At 73.7% G+C, this 14,670-nt stretch carries 13 protein-coding genes and 3 tRNA genes; 9 read left to right on the top strand and 7 right to left on the bottom strand.

Features of this window, described 5'->3' with window-relative positions; translation table 11 throughout:
• The first annotated feature begins 120 nt into the window (after window positions 1-120).
• The 3 genes from AKI01S_RS50445 to AKI01S_RS50450 all read left to right on the top strand — a co-directional run bounded on the left by AKI01S_RS50445 (window position 121) and on the right by AKI01S_RS50450 (window position 351).
• A tRNA-Trp gene (locus AKI01S_RS50445) sits at window positions 121-194 on the top strand.
• A 12-nt stretch (window positions 195-206) separates the two neighbouring features.
• Window positions 207-278 (top strand) — tRNA-Ala (locus AKI01S_RS13345).
• 1 nt (window position 279) lies between these two features.
• Window positions 280-351: transfer RNA gene (locus AKI01S_RS50450), tRNA-Gly, on the top strand.
• Window positions 352-471: 120 nt separating this feature from the next.
• Here AKI01S_RS50450 and AKI01S_RS13350 read toward each other — a convergent pair.
• On the bottom strand, window positions 472-1,818 hold the full coding sequence (locus AKI01S_RS13350; protein WP_083999490.1) for a pyridoxal phosphate-dependent aminotransferase: 1,347 nt from the start codon (window positions 1,816-1,818) through the stop codon (window positions 472-474).
• Window positions 1,819-1,985: 167 nt separating this feature from the next.
• Here AKI01S_RS13350 and AKI01S_RS13355 point away from each other — a divergent pair, with 167 nt between their 5' ends.
• Complete coding sequence (locus tag AKI01S_RS13355; protein ID WP_067815923.1) at window positions 1,986-2,933, top strand: LysR family transcriptional regulator; 948 nt, start codon at window positions 1,986-1,988, stop codon at window positions 2,931-2,933.
• 91 nt (window positions 2,934-3,024) lie between these two features.
• On the opposite strand, the gene AKI01S_RS13360 is transcribed toward AKI01S_RS13355, so the two are convergent.
• Window positions 3,025-3,237, bottom strand: a complete 213-nt coding sequence (locus AKI01S_RS13360) for a hypothetical protein (RefSeq protein ID WP_067815926.1) — start codon at window positions 3,235-3,237, stop codon at window positions 3,025-3,027.
• A 169-nt stretch (window positions 3,238-3,406) separates the two neighbouring features.
• A complete protein-coding gene (locus tag AKI01S_RS13365; protein WP_067815931.1) occupies window positions 3,407-3,886 on the bottom strand; it encodes an SCP2 sterol-binding domain-containing protein in 480 nt (159 codons plus the stop codon).
• A 221-nt stretch (window positions 3,887-4,107) separates the two neighbouring features.
• Between AKI01S_RS13365 and AKI01S_RS13370 the strand changes: the two genes are divergently transcribed.
• The 4 genes from AKI01S_RS13370 to AKI01S_RS13385 all read left to right on the top strand — a co-directional run bounded on the left by AKI01S_RS13370 (window position 4,108) and on the right by AKI01S_RS13385 (window position 8,931).
• Complete coding sequence (locus tag AKI01S_RS13370) at window positions 4,108-4,812, top strand: VC0807 family protein (protein WP_067815934.1); 705 nt, start codon at window positions 4,108-4,110, stop codon at window positions 4,810-4,812.
• A 112-nt stretch (window positions 4,813-4,924) separates the two neighbouring features.
• On the top strand, window positions 4,925-6,181 hold the full coding sequence (locus tag AKI01S_RS13375) for a L,D-transpeptidase (RefSeq protein ID WP_157419815.1): 1,257 nt from the start codon (window positions 4,925-4,927) through the stop codon (window positions 6,179-6,181).
• Between the two features lie 226 nt (window positions 6,182-6,407).
• Complete coding sequence (locus AKI01S_RS13380) at window positions 6,408-7,598, top strand: L,D-transpeptidase (protein ID WP_067815939.1); 1,191 nt, start codon at window positions 6,408-6,410, stop codon at window positions 7,596-7,598.
• A 58-nt stretch (window positions 7,599-7,656) separates the two neighbouring features.
• Entirely contained in the window at window positions 7,657-8,931 is a 1,275-nt protein-coding gene (locus AKI01S_RS13385) for a glycosyltransferase family 4 protein (RefSeq protein WP_157419816.1), read from the top strand.
• 27 nt (window positions 8,932-8,958) lie between these two features.
• Here the strand turns inward: AKI01S_RS13385 and AKI01S_RS13390 are convergent, their stop codons facing one another.
• Together AKI01S_RS13390 and AKI01S_RS13395 are read right to left on the bottom strand one after the other, a co-directional pair.
• Window positions 8,959-10,164, bottom strand: a complete 1,206-nt coding sequence (locus tag AKI01S_RS13390; RefSeq protein WP_067815943.1) for a PP2C family protein-serine/threonine phosphatase — start codon at window positions 10,162-10,164, stop codon at window positions 8,959-8,961.
• 213 nt (window positions 10,165-10,377) lie between these two features.
• Window positions 10,378-11,259, bottom strand: coding sequence for an SDR family oxidoreductase (locus AKI01S_RS13395; RefSeq protein WP_067815945.1), 882 nt, complete (start codon window positions 11,257-11,259; stop codon window positions 10,378-10,380).
• A gap of 110 nt (window positions 11,260-11,369) precedes the next feature.
• On the opposite strand from AKI01S_RS13395, the gene AKI01S_RS13400 reads away from it, so the two are divergent.
• Window positions 11,370-12,284 carry a phosphotransferase gene (locus AKI01S_RS13400; RefSeq protein WP_067815948.1) on the top strand — a complete coding sequence of 305 codons (915 nt, stop codon included), beginning with the start codon at window positions 11,370-11,372 and terminating at the stop codon, window positions 12,282-12,284.
• Between the two features lie 148 nt (window positions 12,285-12,432).
• Here the strand turns inward: AKI01S_RS13400 and AKI01S_RS13405 are convergent, their stop codons facing one another.
• The gene (locus AKI01S_RS13405; protein WP_067815951.1) at window positions 12,433-13,377 is read right to left on the bottom strand and encodes a sensor histidine kinase; all 945 of its coding nucleotides are present in this window, start codon (window positions 13,375-13,377) and stop codon (window positions 12,433-12,435) included.
• A gap of 177 nt (window positions 13,378-13,554) precedes the next feature.
• On the bottom strand, window positions 13,555-14,640 hold the full coding sequence (locus AKI01S_RS13410; protein WP_067815953.1) for a carboxylate-amine ligase: 1,086 nt from the start codon (window positions 14,638-14,640) through the stop codon (window positions 13,555-13,557).
• Between the last annotated feature and the right edge of the window lie 30 nt (window positions 14,641-14,670).

Below are 14,670 nucleotides of genomic sequence, written 5' to 3' on the forward strand. Positions count from 1 at the left end.
GTGTGCCGCGGGGGTGACGCGGGGCCACCGGAAAAAACGTTGCGGCCGATCATGAACCGGCGCATCCTGGGAGGCGTCGAAGAAAGGCGAAAGGGCCTACGGGAAAAGCACTCGGGCCGAAGGAGTGAGCCACACTGGATAGGCGGCTGGTCTCCAAAACCAGCGGAATGCAGGTTCGATTCCTGCCACTCCTGCGAGGACACGACGGGCTTGTGGTGTGAAGGGGAACATCTCTCCCTTGCAAGGAGAGGATCAGGGTTCGAGTCCCTGCGGGTCCACGCCGTAGAGGCCTTGGCGGTGAGGCGACAGGCTTCCAACCTGTACAACCGGGTTCGACTCCCGGCTACGGCTCGAACGGCCGGCGAACCGGCCGGGAAAGCGATTCCTCCGCTTCCCGCGGAATGAGGCTCCGGCCGGTGGAAAACCGGCCGGAGCCTTTCGCGTCGGCGGGCGGCGCTCAGCGCATTACCGTCAGGACGCCGCCGCCGCGACGGGGGAGTGGCCGGATCCGGTCCGGTGAGTCACCCCACACGCCTCCCCCGGCGCCGGGGCGGCCAGGTCGGTCAGGACCCCCGACAGGCGGTCCAGCGCCCCGGCGATCCACGGCAGCGACACCGGGTCGGGGGAGTCCAGGGCCTCCAGCCGCCGGTCGTCGTCGTCCCCGTACAGCATCGTCGGCGCGACGCGCACGCGCAGGACGCCGTCCGCCTCGCCGAACGCCGAGGCGGGCAGCACGCCGACCCCGTAACGTTCCAGCAGCAGCCCGGTCAGCTCCGCGCCGGTCGTGACGCCGTGCGCCGCCCGCAGCCGGTCCCGCAGCGGCTCCAGGTCCGGGTAGACGTAGAACGCCGCCTCCGGCCGCCGCACCCGCGCGCCCGCCGCGGCGAACCGGTCGGCGACCGCGCCGGTGACGGCCGCGTGCAGACGGCGGCTGCGCTCCACGTGCGCGACCAGCTCCGGGGGCTCGCCGAAGGCGTAGGCGGCGGCGTGCTGCATCGGGGCCGGGGACGCCGACCAGATCTCGCTGGCCAGCCCGACCAGGCTGGCGCGCAGCGCCCGCCCGAACGGCCCCTCCGGCAGCCGCGCCACCCCCAGCCGCCAGCCGCCCGCCGCCAGGTGCTTGCTCAGCGCGGTGGTGACGACGGTGCGCTCGGGGGCCACCCGGGCCGGGGAGAAGACCCGGCGGGCCGGGTCGTGCACCAGGTCGCCGTAGATCTCGTCCGAGATGATCAGCAGGTCGTGGTCGCGGGCGACCCCGCACAGCTTGCGGACGGTCTCCTCCGACGCCAGGGTGCCGGTCGGGTTGTCCGGAAGCGTCACCACCACGGCCCGGATGGGACGGCCCTCGGCGCGGGCCCGCACGACCGCGTCGGCCAGCAGCGCGGCGCTGGGGACGCCGCCCTCGCCCGGCGGCGTGGCCACCAGCGCCGGCGCGTGGCCGGCCAGCGTCGCCTGGGCCGCGTAGCTCACCCAGGAGGGGGAGGGGACGGCGACCCGCCCGCCGACCGCCATCAGCAGGCCGAACAGCAGCGCCTTGCTTCCCGGGCCGCAGACCACGGTCTCGGGATCGGTCGGCAGGCCGCGGCGGCTCCAGTACCCGGCGGCGGCGGCGCGCAGGGCGGCGGAACCGGCCACCGGGCCGTAGGCGCCCCGGCCGGCGGCGGCGGACAGCTTGCGGACCAGGGCCGGATGGATGGGAACACCCGCCTCCCCGAAGCCGAGCGGGAGCACGGGGACCCCCTCTCTTCGCTTGCGGACGATGGCCTCGTTCACGGCGAGAGTGGGCGACAGGGGAACCGGACGCGGGTCGATGGGCATGGAACGCTCCTGGGACGAACGGCGCCGTACGAGGACGACGCCGCGGCTTATGACTTTGGGTGGCGACGGCGATTCCGTCAGTGACCCGGCCGGGTTCGCTCCATGCTTTACCCCGCAGAAGCATCATCACAAGCGAGTCTGATCGATGCCGACCGTAAGCTGTTCTTATGCTTGAGGTGCGTCGGCTGCGTTTACTGTGCGAGTTCGCCCGCCGGGGGAGCATCGCCGCCACGGCGTCCGCGCTGGGCTACACGCCCTCGGCGGTGTCCCAGCAGCTGGCGGCGCTGGAACGGGAGGCCGGGGTGCCGCTGCTGGACCGCACGGCCCGCAGCGCCGAGCTCACCGACGCCGGACGCCGCCTGGTCGACCGCGCCGAGGAGATCCTCACCCTGGTGGAGGCGGCCGAGGCCGAGCTGTCGGCGCAGGCCGACATGCCGAGCGGCCGGGTGGTGGTGACCGCGTTCCCGACCGCCGCGGTGGCGTTCGCCCCGGCGCTGGTGCAGAGCCTGGCCGACCACCCGGAGCTGACGTTCGTGCTGCGGCAGACCCGTCCCGGCGACGGGATCCGGCAGGTCAGCGGCGGCGAGGTGGACATCGCGCTGGTCGACGACTGGTCGGGGAACCTGCCGGAGAGGATCCCGGCGACGCTGGAGCTGTTCCGGCTGCGCCGCGACCCGGTGGTGCTGGTGGTCCCCGGGGACCACCGGCTGGCCGACCCGGAGCGGCCGGTGGACCTGCGCGAGCTGCGGGACGAGCCGTGGATGGCGGCCCCGCCGGGCGAGTCCTCCCGGCAGGCGGTGGAACGCCTGCTGGAGACCGTCGGCGGGGCGCGGAACATGCCGTGGGAGTTCGAGGGCCTGCACACCATCCTCAGCCTGGTGGCGCGCGGCATCGGCATCACGGCCGTGCCCGCGCTGGCGTTGGCCGCCGGTGACCACGGCCTGGTGGTGCGCGCCATCCCCGGCTGCACCCTGGCACGCGAGGTGTACGCCGTGACCCGGGCCGCGAGCGTGCGGCGGCCCTCGGTGGCGGTGACGCTGCGCGCGATCTACACGGCGTCGCGGGACGCCTGGCCCGCGCCGCCCGGCGACCGGCCGCGGCCGGACGGGTCCTGACCGCTCTCACCCGTCCCTTCCGGACACGGGCGACGGCCCGCCCCTGTCCGAAAGGGGCGGGCCGTCGTCACCGCGGTCGCGGTCCCCGTCTCTACAGCAGCCCGAGATGGAGATCGAGGAGACCGTGATGGTGAGGGTGGCAGTAGGGGTGGTACCAGTACTTCCAGCAGGGATGCGACGCGGCGGAAGCCTGGGCGACCGTGGCGCGCTCCGGCGCCTGGGCCGTGGCCGTGCCCGCCAGCGGCGCCACGCTCACGGTGGCCAGGGCTGCGACGGCCGCCATGCGACCGAGGGTCTTGATCATGGTTCCTCCTTCGATGTCCGGATAGGACCACCTCGATCATCCCCGTGCGTAATCAATCAGTATCTGTTTGTAGTCGCATGTTTGCGGAGATCGCCGGAATCAAGATCGCTCGGCCGTGGACGCGGCGAGGACGGCCCGCCCCCCGGCGGGGACGGCCGTCCTCGTCCTCTCAGCTGTAGTCGAACCAGCTTTGCATTTTGGCGGCGAACATCATGTCGCCGGAGATCTTGATCTTGCCGGTCATGACGGCGGTGACGCCGTTCAGCTCGCCCGCGCACAGCCGCAGCAGGTTGGGCAGCGACATCCGGAGGGTGACCCGGGGCTTGTCGGGCGCGCCCCGGCGGCCCTTGGCCCTGCCGTCGGCGATCACCAGCTGGTAGGTCCTCCCGTCCTCGGGCGTCTTGATCTCCCACTGGACGACGCCCCCGTCCCCGCCCGCCTTCCCGGGCACCAGCCGGGTCCCCATCAGGCCGAAGATCCGGTCGAGGACGGGGTCCACCCCGATCCCGGCGACGAACTGTTCGATGACCTTGTCGTCGACGCCCTCGGCGTTCAGCAGCTGCCGCAGCTCGCCCGGCGTGCCGACGGCGTTGAGCATGTCCTGGGGCGACCCGGGGTCGCCCGGCTCCGGGGGGTGGGCCTGGCTCATGTGCGCCTCCTCGTCGAGACCCGTCGTCCCCCGAACTATTAACAATGGATCTAATAAGGTCAAGGGGGGTGGCGCGGGAGACCTCGCCGAACCGGCGGGAAGAGGGCAGATCATGACGTACCGTGGGGCGGGTCCTGACCTCTCCGGGGCGGCGCGGCCGCCGAAGCACCGACGCGGGGGCACAGCGCTCGATGCAATCACCCTCCACCACGCTCGTCACCATGCCCGCGGGCACGCCCGCCGGCCTGACCGTCACCACGCCCGCGGCGGTTCCCGCCGCCGTCCCCGCCGACCGCGCGGGGCACGGCGCGTTCGAACTGCCCCGGCTGACGGCCATGCTCCGGCACGCGCTGCCCCGCTTCGTCGAGGGCGTCATCGCCCCGGTCGCGGTCTTCTACGCCGCGTTCGCGCTGCTCGGCCTGAACGGCGCGCTGGTCGCCGCCGTCGCCTGGGTCTACGGCGGCATCGCCTGGCGCTGGCTGCGCGGGCACGGGGTGTCGGCGATGCTGCTGCTGGCCGGGCTCGGCGTCACGGCCCGCGCCGGGCTGGCGGCGTTCACCCACAGCGCGGTCCTCTACTTCCTCCAGCCGACCCTCGGCACGCTGATGGTGGCGGTCTCGTTCCTGGCCTCGGTGCCGCTCGGCCGGCCGCTCGCCCAGAAGGTGGCCACCGACATGGTGCCGATGCCCGAGGCGTTCCTGCGGCACGCCCGCGTCCGGCGTTTCTTCCGGCGCATCTCGCTGCTGTGGGCGCTGGTCTTCTTCGTCAACGCCACCGTCAGCCTCTGGATGCTGTTCCACCAGTCGATCGGCGTGTACCTGTGGGTGCGCACCGGCCTGGTCGCCGCGCTGGGCGCGGCGGCGGTGGCGGTGTCGGTCTGGGGCTTCCGCCGCTGCCTCCACCAGGTGAACGCGGTCACGGCCTGACCCGTCCTGATCTTTCTTGCGACAGCAGCGAACTTCTGCGGCTTTTGGGACGTCTCTCATTCTCGGATAGATTCACGGCGCACGGGGTGAATCTGGGGATATGGGAGAGTTTGTGGCTTTCAAGGGTCGTGTCGGGCTTGCGGTGACCGGCGGCGCGGGCGCGGTGCTGATGCTGGCGACCGCGTGCAGCGGCGGAGGAGACAAGGGGTCGGGCGAGCTGTCGGCGGCCGACAAGAACACGGTGACGATCACGCCCGGCAACGGCACCGACAAGGTGAAGCCGGACGCGCCGATCGAGGTGCGGGCGGGCGAGGGCACCCTGGAGGGCGTCACCGTCCAGGGCAAGGGCGTGACGGTGACCGGCCGGCTGTCGGCCGACAAGAAGTCGTGGCGCTCGGACCGCACGCTGGCCCCCGGGACGTCCTACACCGTCACCGCGCAGGCCCGGCTGGACGGCAAGGTCAACACGGTGACCAGCACGTTCAAGACGCTCCGGCCGTCCAAGACGCTGACGATCACCGACATCACGCCCAACCAGAAGGGCGAGGAGGTCGGCGTCGGAATGCCGATCTTCGTGCGCTTCAACCGGCCCGTCACCGACCGGGCCGCCGTGGAGCGGGCGCTGAAGGTCACCCCCGACCACCCGGTCGAGGGAGCCTGGCGCTGGATCGACTCCCAGCAGGTCATCTACCGCACCAAGACCTACTGGAAGGCGCACCAGAAGGTGCGCTTCAACGCCGCACTGGCCGGGGTGAACGCGGGCGGTGGCGTCTACGGCGCCAAGGACGCCGAGGCGACGCTGAACATCGGCGCCGCGCAGATCACCACCGGCAACATCAGCGGCCACCACATGACGGTCCGCCGGGACGGCAAGAAGCTGCGCACCATCCCGTTCAGCGCGGGCAACGGCACCACGCGCGAGTACACCACCACCAGCGGCGTGCACCTGCTGATGGAGAAGGCCAGCCCGGTCACCATGGTCTCGCCCGGCCGCAAGGAGGGCGATCCCGGCTACTACAAGACCGTCGTGCAGTGGGCCGTCCGGTTCTCCAACAGCGGCGAGTACACCCACTCGGCTCCCTGGTCGGTCGGCTCCCAGGGCTCGGCGAACGTCAGCCATGGCTGCCTCAACCTGAGCCCGGCCAACGCCAAGTGGTACTACGACATCATGCAGCGCGGCGACGTGCTGAAGCTGACCGGCACCTCCCGCGAGGTCGAGTGGAACAACGGCTGGAGCTTCTGGCAGATGCCCTTCTCCCAGTGGAAGAAGGGCAGCGCCCTGAAGGACCAGGCCGCCGCGGGCACGCCCACCGGCACGCCCACCGCGCCCACCACGGGCTCTCCCACCACGGGGACCGCCGGCAACTGACGCCCCCCGCCCGGACCGCCACGCGGCCCGCCGCCCCACCGTGGGGCGGCGGGCCGCGCGCCGTTCCGGGGCGCCCGTGCAACGCTTTGATCTCGGAGTCTGGGCAAATGCCCAAGTAGTGACATGCGCAACGACTTTTGTCGCTAATGTCTCCCAGACAAGGCGGGGTCTGGGGAGGTCCACGGTGCAGCGAAGGCTTGCCGCTGGGGTGCGGGCGGGTGCGGGCATGGCGGGAGCGGTACTGCTCCTGACGACCGCGTGCTCGGGTGACGGGGACGGTGGCGGCGTCACCGTCGGCGGCAACGGCGAGGCGGGTGCGCCACAGGTGACCGTCACGCCCGGCAACGGCGACGGCAAGGCCAAGCCGGAGGCGGGCGTCCAGGTCACCGTGACCGGCGGAACCCTGGAGCAGGTCACGGTCACGCGCGGCGGCAAGCCCGTCGAGGGCGCGATGGCGAACGACAAGACCGGATGGAAGTCGCGGACCCTCAAGCCCGGTTCGAGCTACCAGGTGAACGCGGTCGCCCGCAGCCCCAAGGGCAAGACGACCACGGTCACCGCCAAGTTCTCCACGCTCAAGGCCGCGAACCCCCTGGCCGTCACCGACGTGACGCCCAGCGCGGGCGAGACCGTCGGCGTCGGGATGCCGATCATGGTGACGTTCAACCGGGCCGTGGGCGACCGCAAGGCCGTCGAGCAGGCGCTGGAGGTGAAGTCCACCAAGCCCGCCGTCGGCGCCTGGTACTGGGTGAGCGACACCCAGGTGATCTTCCGGACGCAGAACGGCCAGTACTGGAAGCCCAACCAGCGGGTCAGCCTCAAGGCGAAGCTGGCCGGGGTGAAGGCCGGCGCGAAGGTCTACGGCACCAACGACTTCACCCGTTCCTTCAAGATCGGCAACTCGCAGATCACCACGGTCAGCACCAAGACCAAGCGGGCCGTGATGAAGGTCAACGGCAAGGTCCGCAAGCAGTGGAAGATCAGCGCCGGCAAGGGCGGCCGGGTCCGCAACGGAGTCGACACCTACCTGACCACCAGCGGCATCCACCTGACCATGAGCAAGCACCTGGTCGAGCGGATGACGTCGGCGTGGATGGGCGTCACCGACAAGAAGCACCCCGAGTACTACGACCTGAAGCTGCCGCACGCGGTGCGCATCTCCAACTCGGGCGAGTACCTGCACGCCAGCCCCGACCGCTACTGGGCGTTCGGCCGCGTCAACGCCAGCCACGGCTGCGTCAACATGCCGCCGCCCGTCGCCGCCTGGTACTACGGCGTCACCAACCGCGGCGACGTGGTCGTGATCACCGGCAGCAAGCGCGGCCTGGAGTGGAACAACGGCTGGAGCTACTACCAGATGCCCTGGTCCAAGTGGGTGAAGGGCAGCGCGCTGGACCGCACCGTCACCACCGGCTGACCGGATTTTTCCACGGCGCCACCGGGGGAGAACCGGTTCCTCGGGGAACGGGCACATCATGAATATGCGGGGGAGCACGCGCGGCCTGGCGCGGCGAGGACTGAGACCGGCCCACTACGCGTTGCGGCGGACCACGCTGTGGGCGCTGCGGCCGGTGGCGCTGCTGCGCCCCGCGCCCCGCCGCGGGGACCGCCCGCGCGTGCGGTTCCTGCTCCAGCACGCCCACGGCAGCGGCGGGACCATCCGCACCGTGCTCAACCTGAGCGGCCATCTGGCCCGCGAGCACGACGTGGAGATCGTCAGTGTGCTGAACCGCCGCGCCACCCCGTTCTTCCCGGTGGCCGACGGCGTCCGGATCGTCGTCGCCGACGACCGGCTGACCCCGCCGTCGGGCCGGGCGGGGCGGCTGCTGGCCCGGGTGCCGAGCCTGCTGACCCCGGTCGACGACGCCTCGTTCCGCTCCATGAACCTGCGCGCCGACCTGCTGCTGCTGCGCGCGCTGTGGCGGCGGCCCCCGGACGTGGTGATCGGCACCCGGCCCTCGCTCAACCTGCTGGTCGCCGAGCTGGCCCCGCGCGGCACGGCGGCGGTCGGGCAGGACCACATGAACCTGGCCTCCTACCGGCCCGCGCTGCGCCGCCGGATGGAACGCGCCTACCGGCGGCTGGCGCTGCTGGCGGTGCTGACCGAACGCACCCGTGCCGAGTACGCCGCCGCCCTGGCCGGGGCGCCCACCCGGCTGGAGGTCGTGCCCAACGCGCTGCCCGAGCTCGGCGGCGGCCCGTCCCGGCGCGAGCACAAGGTGCTGCTGGCCGCCGGGCGCTACACCCGGCAGAAGGGCTTCGACCTGCTGCTGGACGCCTACGCGCCGCTGGCGGCCGAGCACCCGGACTGGACGCTGCGCATCTTCGGCGCCGGGCCGATGCGCGACCAGCTGCGCAAACGCGTCGCCGACCTGGGACTGGCCGGACGGGCCGAGGTGGGCGGGCGCACCGCGAAACTGGGCGCGGAGATGGAGCGGGCCGCCGTCTACGTGCTGTCCTCACGGTTCGAGGGGCTGCCCATGGTGGTGCTGGAGGCGATGAGCAAGGGGCTGCCGGTGGTGGCGTTCGACTGCCCCACCGGCCCCGCCGAAGTGATCACCGACGGGGAGGACGGGCTGCTGGTGCCCGCCGAGGACGTCGCGGCGCTCACGGCGGCGCTGCGCCGGGTGATGGGTGACGCGGACCTGCGGGACCGCCTCGGCGAACGCGCGCTCCGCACCGCCGAGGAGTACCGCCTGGACCGCATCGGCCCGCGGTGGGCGCGCCTGATCGCCGAACTGCGCCCCTGACCCGGACCCCTCCCCGGGGCCCGGCGGTCAGGGCCGGCGCCAGCCCAGATGGATCACGGCGACGTCGTCCTCCAGGCCGTCGTAGTCGGCCGAGGCGGCCTCGGCCCCGTCCACCAGCGCGTCCACCAACGCCTCGGAGTCCATGCCGGGCCCGGCGGCGGCGCGCGCCAGCCCCAGCAGCCCGGTCAGGTCCAGCCGCTCGCCGTCCGGACCGGTCCGGCCCTCGAACAGCCCGTCGGTGAACAGCACCAGGCCGCCGCCCGGAGGCAGCGGCACCTCCTCCTCGGACCAGCCGCCGAGGCCCGGCACCATGCCGAGGGCGATCCCGCCGGGCGGCTCCACCAGGTGGACCCCGCCCGCCGAGTCGTAGCACAGCAGCCCCGGATGCCCGGCCCGCACGATCAGCGCGCGGTCCCGCTCCGGCGGCAGCGTGACGCTGGTGAGGGTGACGAACGCCTCGGTGTCGTCGCGTTCGGCCAGCAGCAGGTCCTCCAGCAGCCCGACCAGCCGCGCGCCGCTCAGCCCGGCCAGCACGAACGACCGCCAGGCCACCCGCAGGCACACCCCCATGGCGGCCTCGGCCGCGCCGTGCCCGGCCACGTCGCCGATCACCGCGTGCAGCGCGCCGTCGACGGACTCCACCACGTCGAAGAAGTCGCCGCCCAGCAGCGAGTGCGCGCGGCCGGGGCGGTAGCGGGTCACCACGTCGGGCCGGTCGCTGGAGATGAGGGGGCGGGGGAGCAGGCCGCGTTCCAGCCGGGCGTTCTCGGCCGCGCGCAGCCGTTCGGCCTGGAGTTCCGCCGCCGACAGCGCCACCTGCTTGCGCTGGGCGGCGTAGCGGATGGCCCGGCCCAGCCACTGGGGCTCCAGCTGCCCCTTCACCAGGTAGTCCTGCGCGCCGACCGCGACGGCGGTCAGGCCCGCCTCCTCCTCGGCCAGCCCGGTCAGCACGATCACCGCCGCGCGGGGCGCGGCGGCCAGCATCGCGTGCAGCCCCTCCAGGCCCTGGGCGTCGGGCAGGTGCAGGTCCAGCAGCACGCAGCCGGGCGACTCGCCGCCGGCCAGCACCTCGCGGGCCTGCGCCAGCGAGCGCACCCAGGTGAGCTCGGCGCGCAGCCCGCTGTCGGCCAGGAACTCCTCGATCAGCAGGGCGTCGCCCGCGTCGTCCTCGACCAGCAGCAGACGGCCGAGCCCACCGCCCTCGAGCGCACCGGGAGCCCATGCGGCCGTCACGGGTCCTCCCGGCGCTCCGGCCGTCCCGGTCAAATCCACTCCCGCCCTCGCGTCGTCCCTCGCGTCGGCCGCCGGATCGCGGACGACACGATGATCGAACAATAGTGGTCAATGGACCAGGAAAACGCTACCGCTTCACAAGCGTTCGCAGCGGGCGGGTCAGGTCACTGCAACGCTCCGGCGAGCGCGCCCGCCGGCGGGACCCCGGCGGCGTCAGCCGCCGGTCCGCGCGGCGGCGGCCCCGCCCGCGCCGACCAGGTCGTTGCTCGCCCCGGCGGCCAGCCAGGCCGCCTCGTGCCGGGGCATCATCCGGCGCGCCTGCCGGGTGACGGTCGCGGGCAGCGCGGCCCGCACCACCTGCATGGCGGGCAGCCACGCCTGCCCGTACACGTGCGGGCGGCGCGCGGCGATCCCGGCGAGCAGCCGCGCCACCGTGGGCCTGAGCGGGTAGGTGCGGTTGGCGGGGAACGGCAGGCCCGCCCGCATCTCGCGCAGCGCCGCGTTGCGGTCCGCACCGCGCACCATCTCGGTGTCGGTCCAGCTCAGGTAGCCGATCCCGACGGTCACGCCGTGGTGGGCGACCTCGGCGCGCAGGCTGTGCGCGAACGCCTCCACACCCGACTTGCTGGCGCAGTAGGCCGCCATCATCGGCGCGGCGGTCAGCGCCGCCAGCGACGCCACCTGGAAGAAGTGACCCCGGCTCTCGCGCAGCGCGGGCAGGAAGGCGCGGGCGGTGTTGACGCTGCCGAGCAGGTTGACCTCGATCACCTTGTTGAAGGTGCGGGGGTCGGAGTGCTCGACGGGACCGCCGGTGGCGATCCCGGCGTTGGCGACCACCACGTCGATCCGGCCGTAGTGCGCGGCGACCTCGGCGGCGACCCGGACCAGCGCCTCGGGGTCGGTGACGTCCACCTCCCACCACCGCGCGCCGGGCCCGCACCGGCGGGCCGCCGCCGCCAGCCGCTCGGGCTCCAGCCCGAGCAGCGCCACCCGCGCCCCGGCCGACGCCGCGCCGCGGGCGAGCATCGCCCCCAGCCCGCGCGCCGCACCCGTCACCACGACGACCCCGCCCCCGAAGTTCGTGTTCCCGCCCAACGCACACCGCCTCGAATTCGCACTGCCTACCTGCCGGTAACCCACCGGCCCGGGCCAGAGTAGACCATCCGTCCAATAGCCGGGGGGCCGGGCTCGGTTAACCTCGCGCGGTGAACGCCGAATGGGCCCCCGAACGCGAGACCACACCCGCCCAGGCCGCCGCCCTGATCGGCGCGCGGTTCCCGCGGCTGCGCGGCGTCCCGGCGCGACCGCTGGCCACCGGCTGGGACAACACCGTCTTCCAGGTCGGCGACCGGCTGTTCCGCTTCCCGCGCCGCGCCGTCGCGGTCCCCGGCGTCGAACGCGAGATCGCCGTGCTGCCCGCGCTGGCCGGGCGGCTGCCGCTGCCCGTCCCGGTCCCCGACCTGGTGGGGGAGCCGTCCCCGGAGTTCCCCTGGCCGTTCTGGGGCGCGCCGATGATCCCCGGCCGGGAGCTGGCCGACAGCGGGCTGCCACAGGACCGGCGCGCCCGCGCGGCGGCGGACGCCGGGGCGTTCCTGCGTGTCCTGCACGCCCCGGACCTGGCGGCCGAGTTCGGAGACCGGCTCCCGTACGACCCGTTCCGGCGGGGCGTCCCGCCGGAACGGGCCGCCCGGGCCGCCGAACGCCTCGGCCGCCTGGCCCGGCGGGGCGCCTGGGAACGCGACCGCGCCGTCGAGGCCCTGCTGGACGCCGCCCGGACGATGCCGGAGCCCTCCGGCCCGGCCGTGCTCAGCCACGGCGACCTGCACGTCCGGCACCTGCTGGTCGACGGGGAGGGCCGGGCGTGCGGCGTCATCGACTGGGGCGACCTGTGCCTGGCCGACCCCGCCGTCGATCTGTCGCTGGCCTACGGCGGGTTCGCCGGGCCCGCCCGGCGGGCGTTCCTGGACGCCTACGGACCGGTCGCGCGGGAACGGGAGGACGCGGCGCGGGTGCTGGCGGTGATGCTGTGCGCGGCGCTCGCCGAGTACGCCGCCGCGACCGGCCGCGCCGCGCTGCTGCGGGAGTCCCTGGAGGGCATCGGCCGGGCGGCGCGCGACTAGGTCGTGTTGCGAAAGCCCTGGCCTACGGCGCTCGCCCGGGGGCTCGCTTCTCACCAGGTCTTGGCGAGCGCGGCATCGCTTCACGATCGGGCCCGCCGGTCAGGCAACGCGCTCGCGTGCGTGGCCGAGACCCGCGTCGGAACAGGCCCTAGGACGACAGGTAGACGCGGACCTCGGTGCCGTCGGGGCCGGTGTGCAGCCGGACCAGGTCGGCGATGTGGTTGACCATCAGCAGGCCGCGCCCCCCGTTGGTCGCCAGCTCGGCGGGGATGCGCCCGACCAGCGGATCGGTGATCGTCCCGGTGTCACGGACCGCGCAGACCACCTGCCCGCCCTCGGCCCAGACCAGCAGGGTGCCCGTGCCGTCGGCGTGGACGATCGAGTTGGCGGCCAGCTCGTTGACCGCCAGCTCCAGATCGTCGGCGCGGCGCGCCGACAGGCCGAGCGCGGCGGCGTGGTCGCGGGCGAACCGGCGGACCCGCGGCAGCGCGTCGTGGTCGAAGCGCAGCCGGTTGGCGTCCGCCGGGGGAGCGGGCAGCGGCCGGTTGTAGGCGGCGACGATCCGTTCGGGCGCGTAGGCGTCGCTGTCGTGGGACCCGTCCCGGTCCAGGAGGGTCGGGTGGGTGGCCCGGGCGTCCTCCAGGACGGGCTCGGGCAGCCCCTTGGTGTCGTAGGGGCACAGGATCGAGACCCGGCGGCCGCTGAACGCCAGGTTGATCAGCGCCTCGTGGGTCACGCAGGCCGGGTACTCCAGCGCCGAGCGGCCCGGCCAGATCGGCTCGCCGATGATCCGGACCCGCCGGTCGCGGGGGTGCCGGTCGGCGAACGCGCGCAGCACGCCGGGGATGATGCGGCCGGGGTTGCGCCCGGCCCTGGTCATGTCCAGCCACACGACCCGCACGGCGTCCGCGCCGAGCGCGTCGCGCAGCAGCGTCAGCCGGTGTCCGGGCACCGCGACCGCGACCGGCTGGCCGTCCGCCAGCCCGGCGCTCAGGAACGGCACGGTCCCGGCGAGGTACTCGTCATCGTTCCCGTAGAACAGCGCCGGATGGACGAACGGGTCACCGGTCAGTGGGGCCGACCGGATCGTCATGGGTTCGTCACCTCGGGTGGGGGAGTCTGCGGGGACACCTTGTCGAGAGTACGCACTTCCGGTGACAGAAGGCGACGCGGGACCTCCTCTCGCGGTACGGAGACTCCGCGTGAGCGGTCGTCACCGTGACCGCTACCCCGAGGAAAAACCCGGAAACCGGCACTTCGGGACGGGATGTCAGGGACGCAGCAGGGCGGCGTCCACCACGTCGGCGAGCCGTTCCCGGTCGCGGTAGGCGGCGCGCTGCCGGTCCGCGCCGGTCCCGCGGGTCAGCAGGGACCGCAGCCCGGTGCGGACGCGTGCCAGGTCGCCGTTGTCGCGCAGCGCGGGCGCGGCGCGCGCCATCATCGCGCGGGCCAGGTCGGCGAACCGGGCGGGGCGTCCGGTGCACACGTCGACGCCGTCGCCCGCCAGCCCGTAGCGGGCCGCCAGCCAGTACGCGGCCCGCAGCAGCTCGGGGGCCGGGTCGGGCGCGGGACGGCCCGCCTCGACGTCGCCGAGCGCCGTCTGCGCCAGCCCCCGGACCAGCGCGGCGAACAGCGCCGCCTCGTCGGCGGTCAGCGCGACGTCCCCGAGCCGGACCTCCAGCGTCGGGAACCGCGACGACGGCCGCACGTCCCAGAAGATCGTTCCGGCGTCCATCAGCGCCCCGCACCCCAGCAGCGCGGCGACCAGTTCCTCGTAGTGCGCGGTGGACCGGAAGAACGGCGGGGGACCGGCCACCGGCCACCGCGCCCACGCCATGACCCGCCAGCAGACGTGGCCGGTGTCGCGGCCCGCCCAGTAGGGGGAGTTGGCGGCCAGCGCCAGCAGCGTCGGCAGCCAGGGCCGCAGGTGGTTGCTCACCCGCACCGCGTGGTCCAGGTCGGGCATCTCGACGTGCACGTGGCAGGAGGCGATGCACTGCTCGTCGTCCAGCGCCCGGTAGGTCGCCAGGCTGTCGGCGTACCGGCCGCCCGCCGCGATCGGCGGCGGCACCAGCTCGCCCAGCACCGGCGTGCCGGTCGCGGCCAGCCGCACCCCCTCGGCCTCGGCGGCGGCGGCCATCGCCGCGCGCATCGCGTGGATCTGCTCGGTCAGCTTGTCCAGATCGTCGCAGGGAGAGGTCTTGGCCTCGGCGAGGAAGGCGATCAGTTCGGTCGAGGCGCGGTCGCCGAGCGTCCCGCCCGCGCGCCGCACGACCGCGGCGGCGCGGGGGACGACCGCGCGGGAGACCGGATCGACGACGAAGTACTCCTCCTCGATTCCGAACCGAAGGGCCATCCCACCACCTCGTGTCGGGGTCACTTCGAC

It is taken from the genome of Actinomadura kijaniata NBRC 14229 (genome assembly GCF_001552175.1).
In the GTDB taxonomy this organism is placed as follows: Bacteria; Actinomycetota; Actinomycetes; order Streptosporangiales; family Streptosporangiaceae; genus Spirillospora; species Spirillospora kijaniata.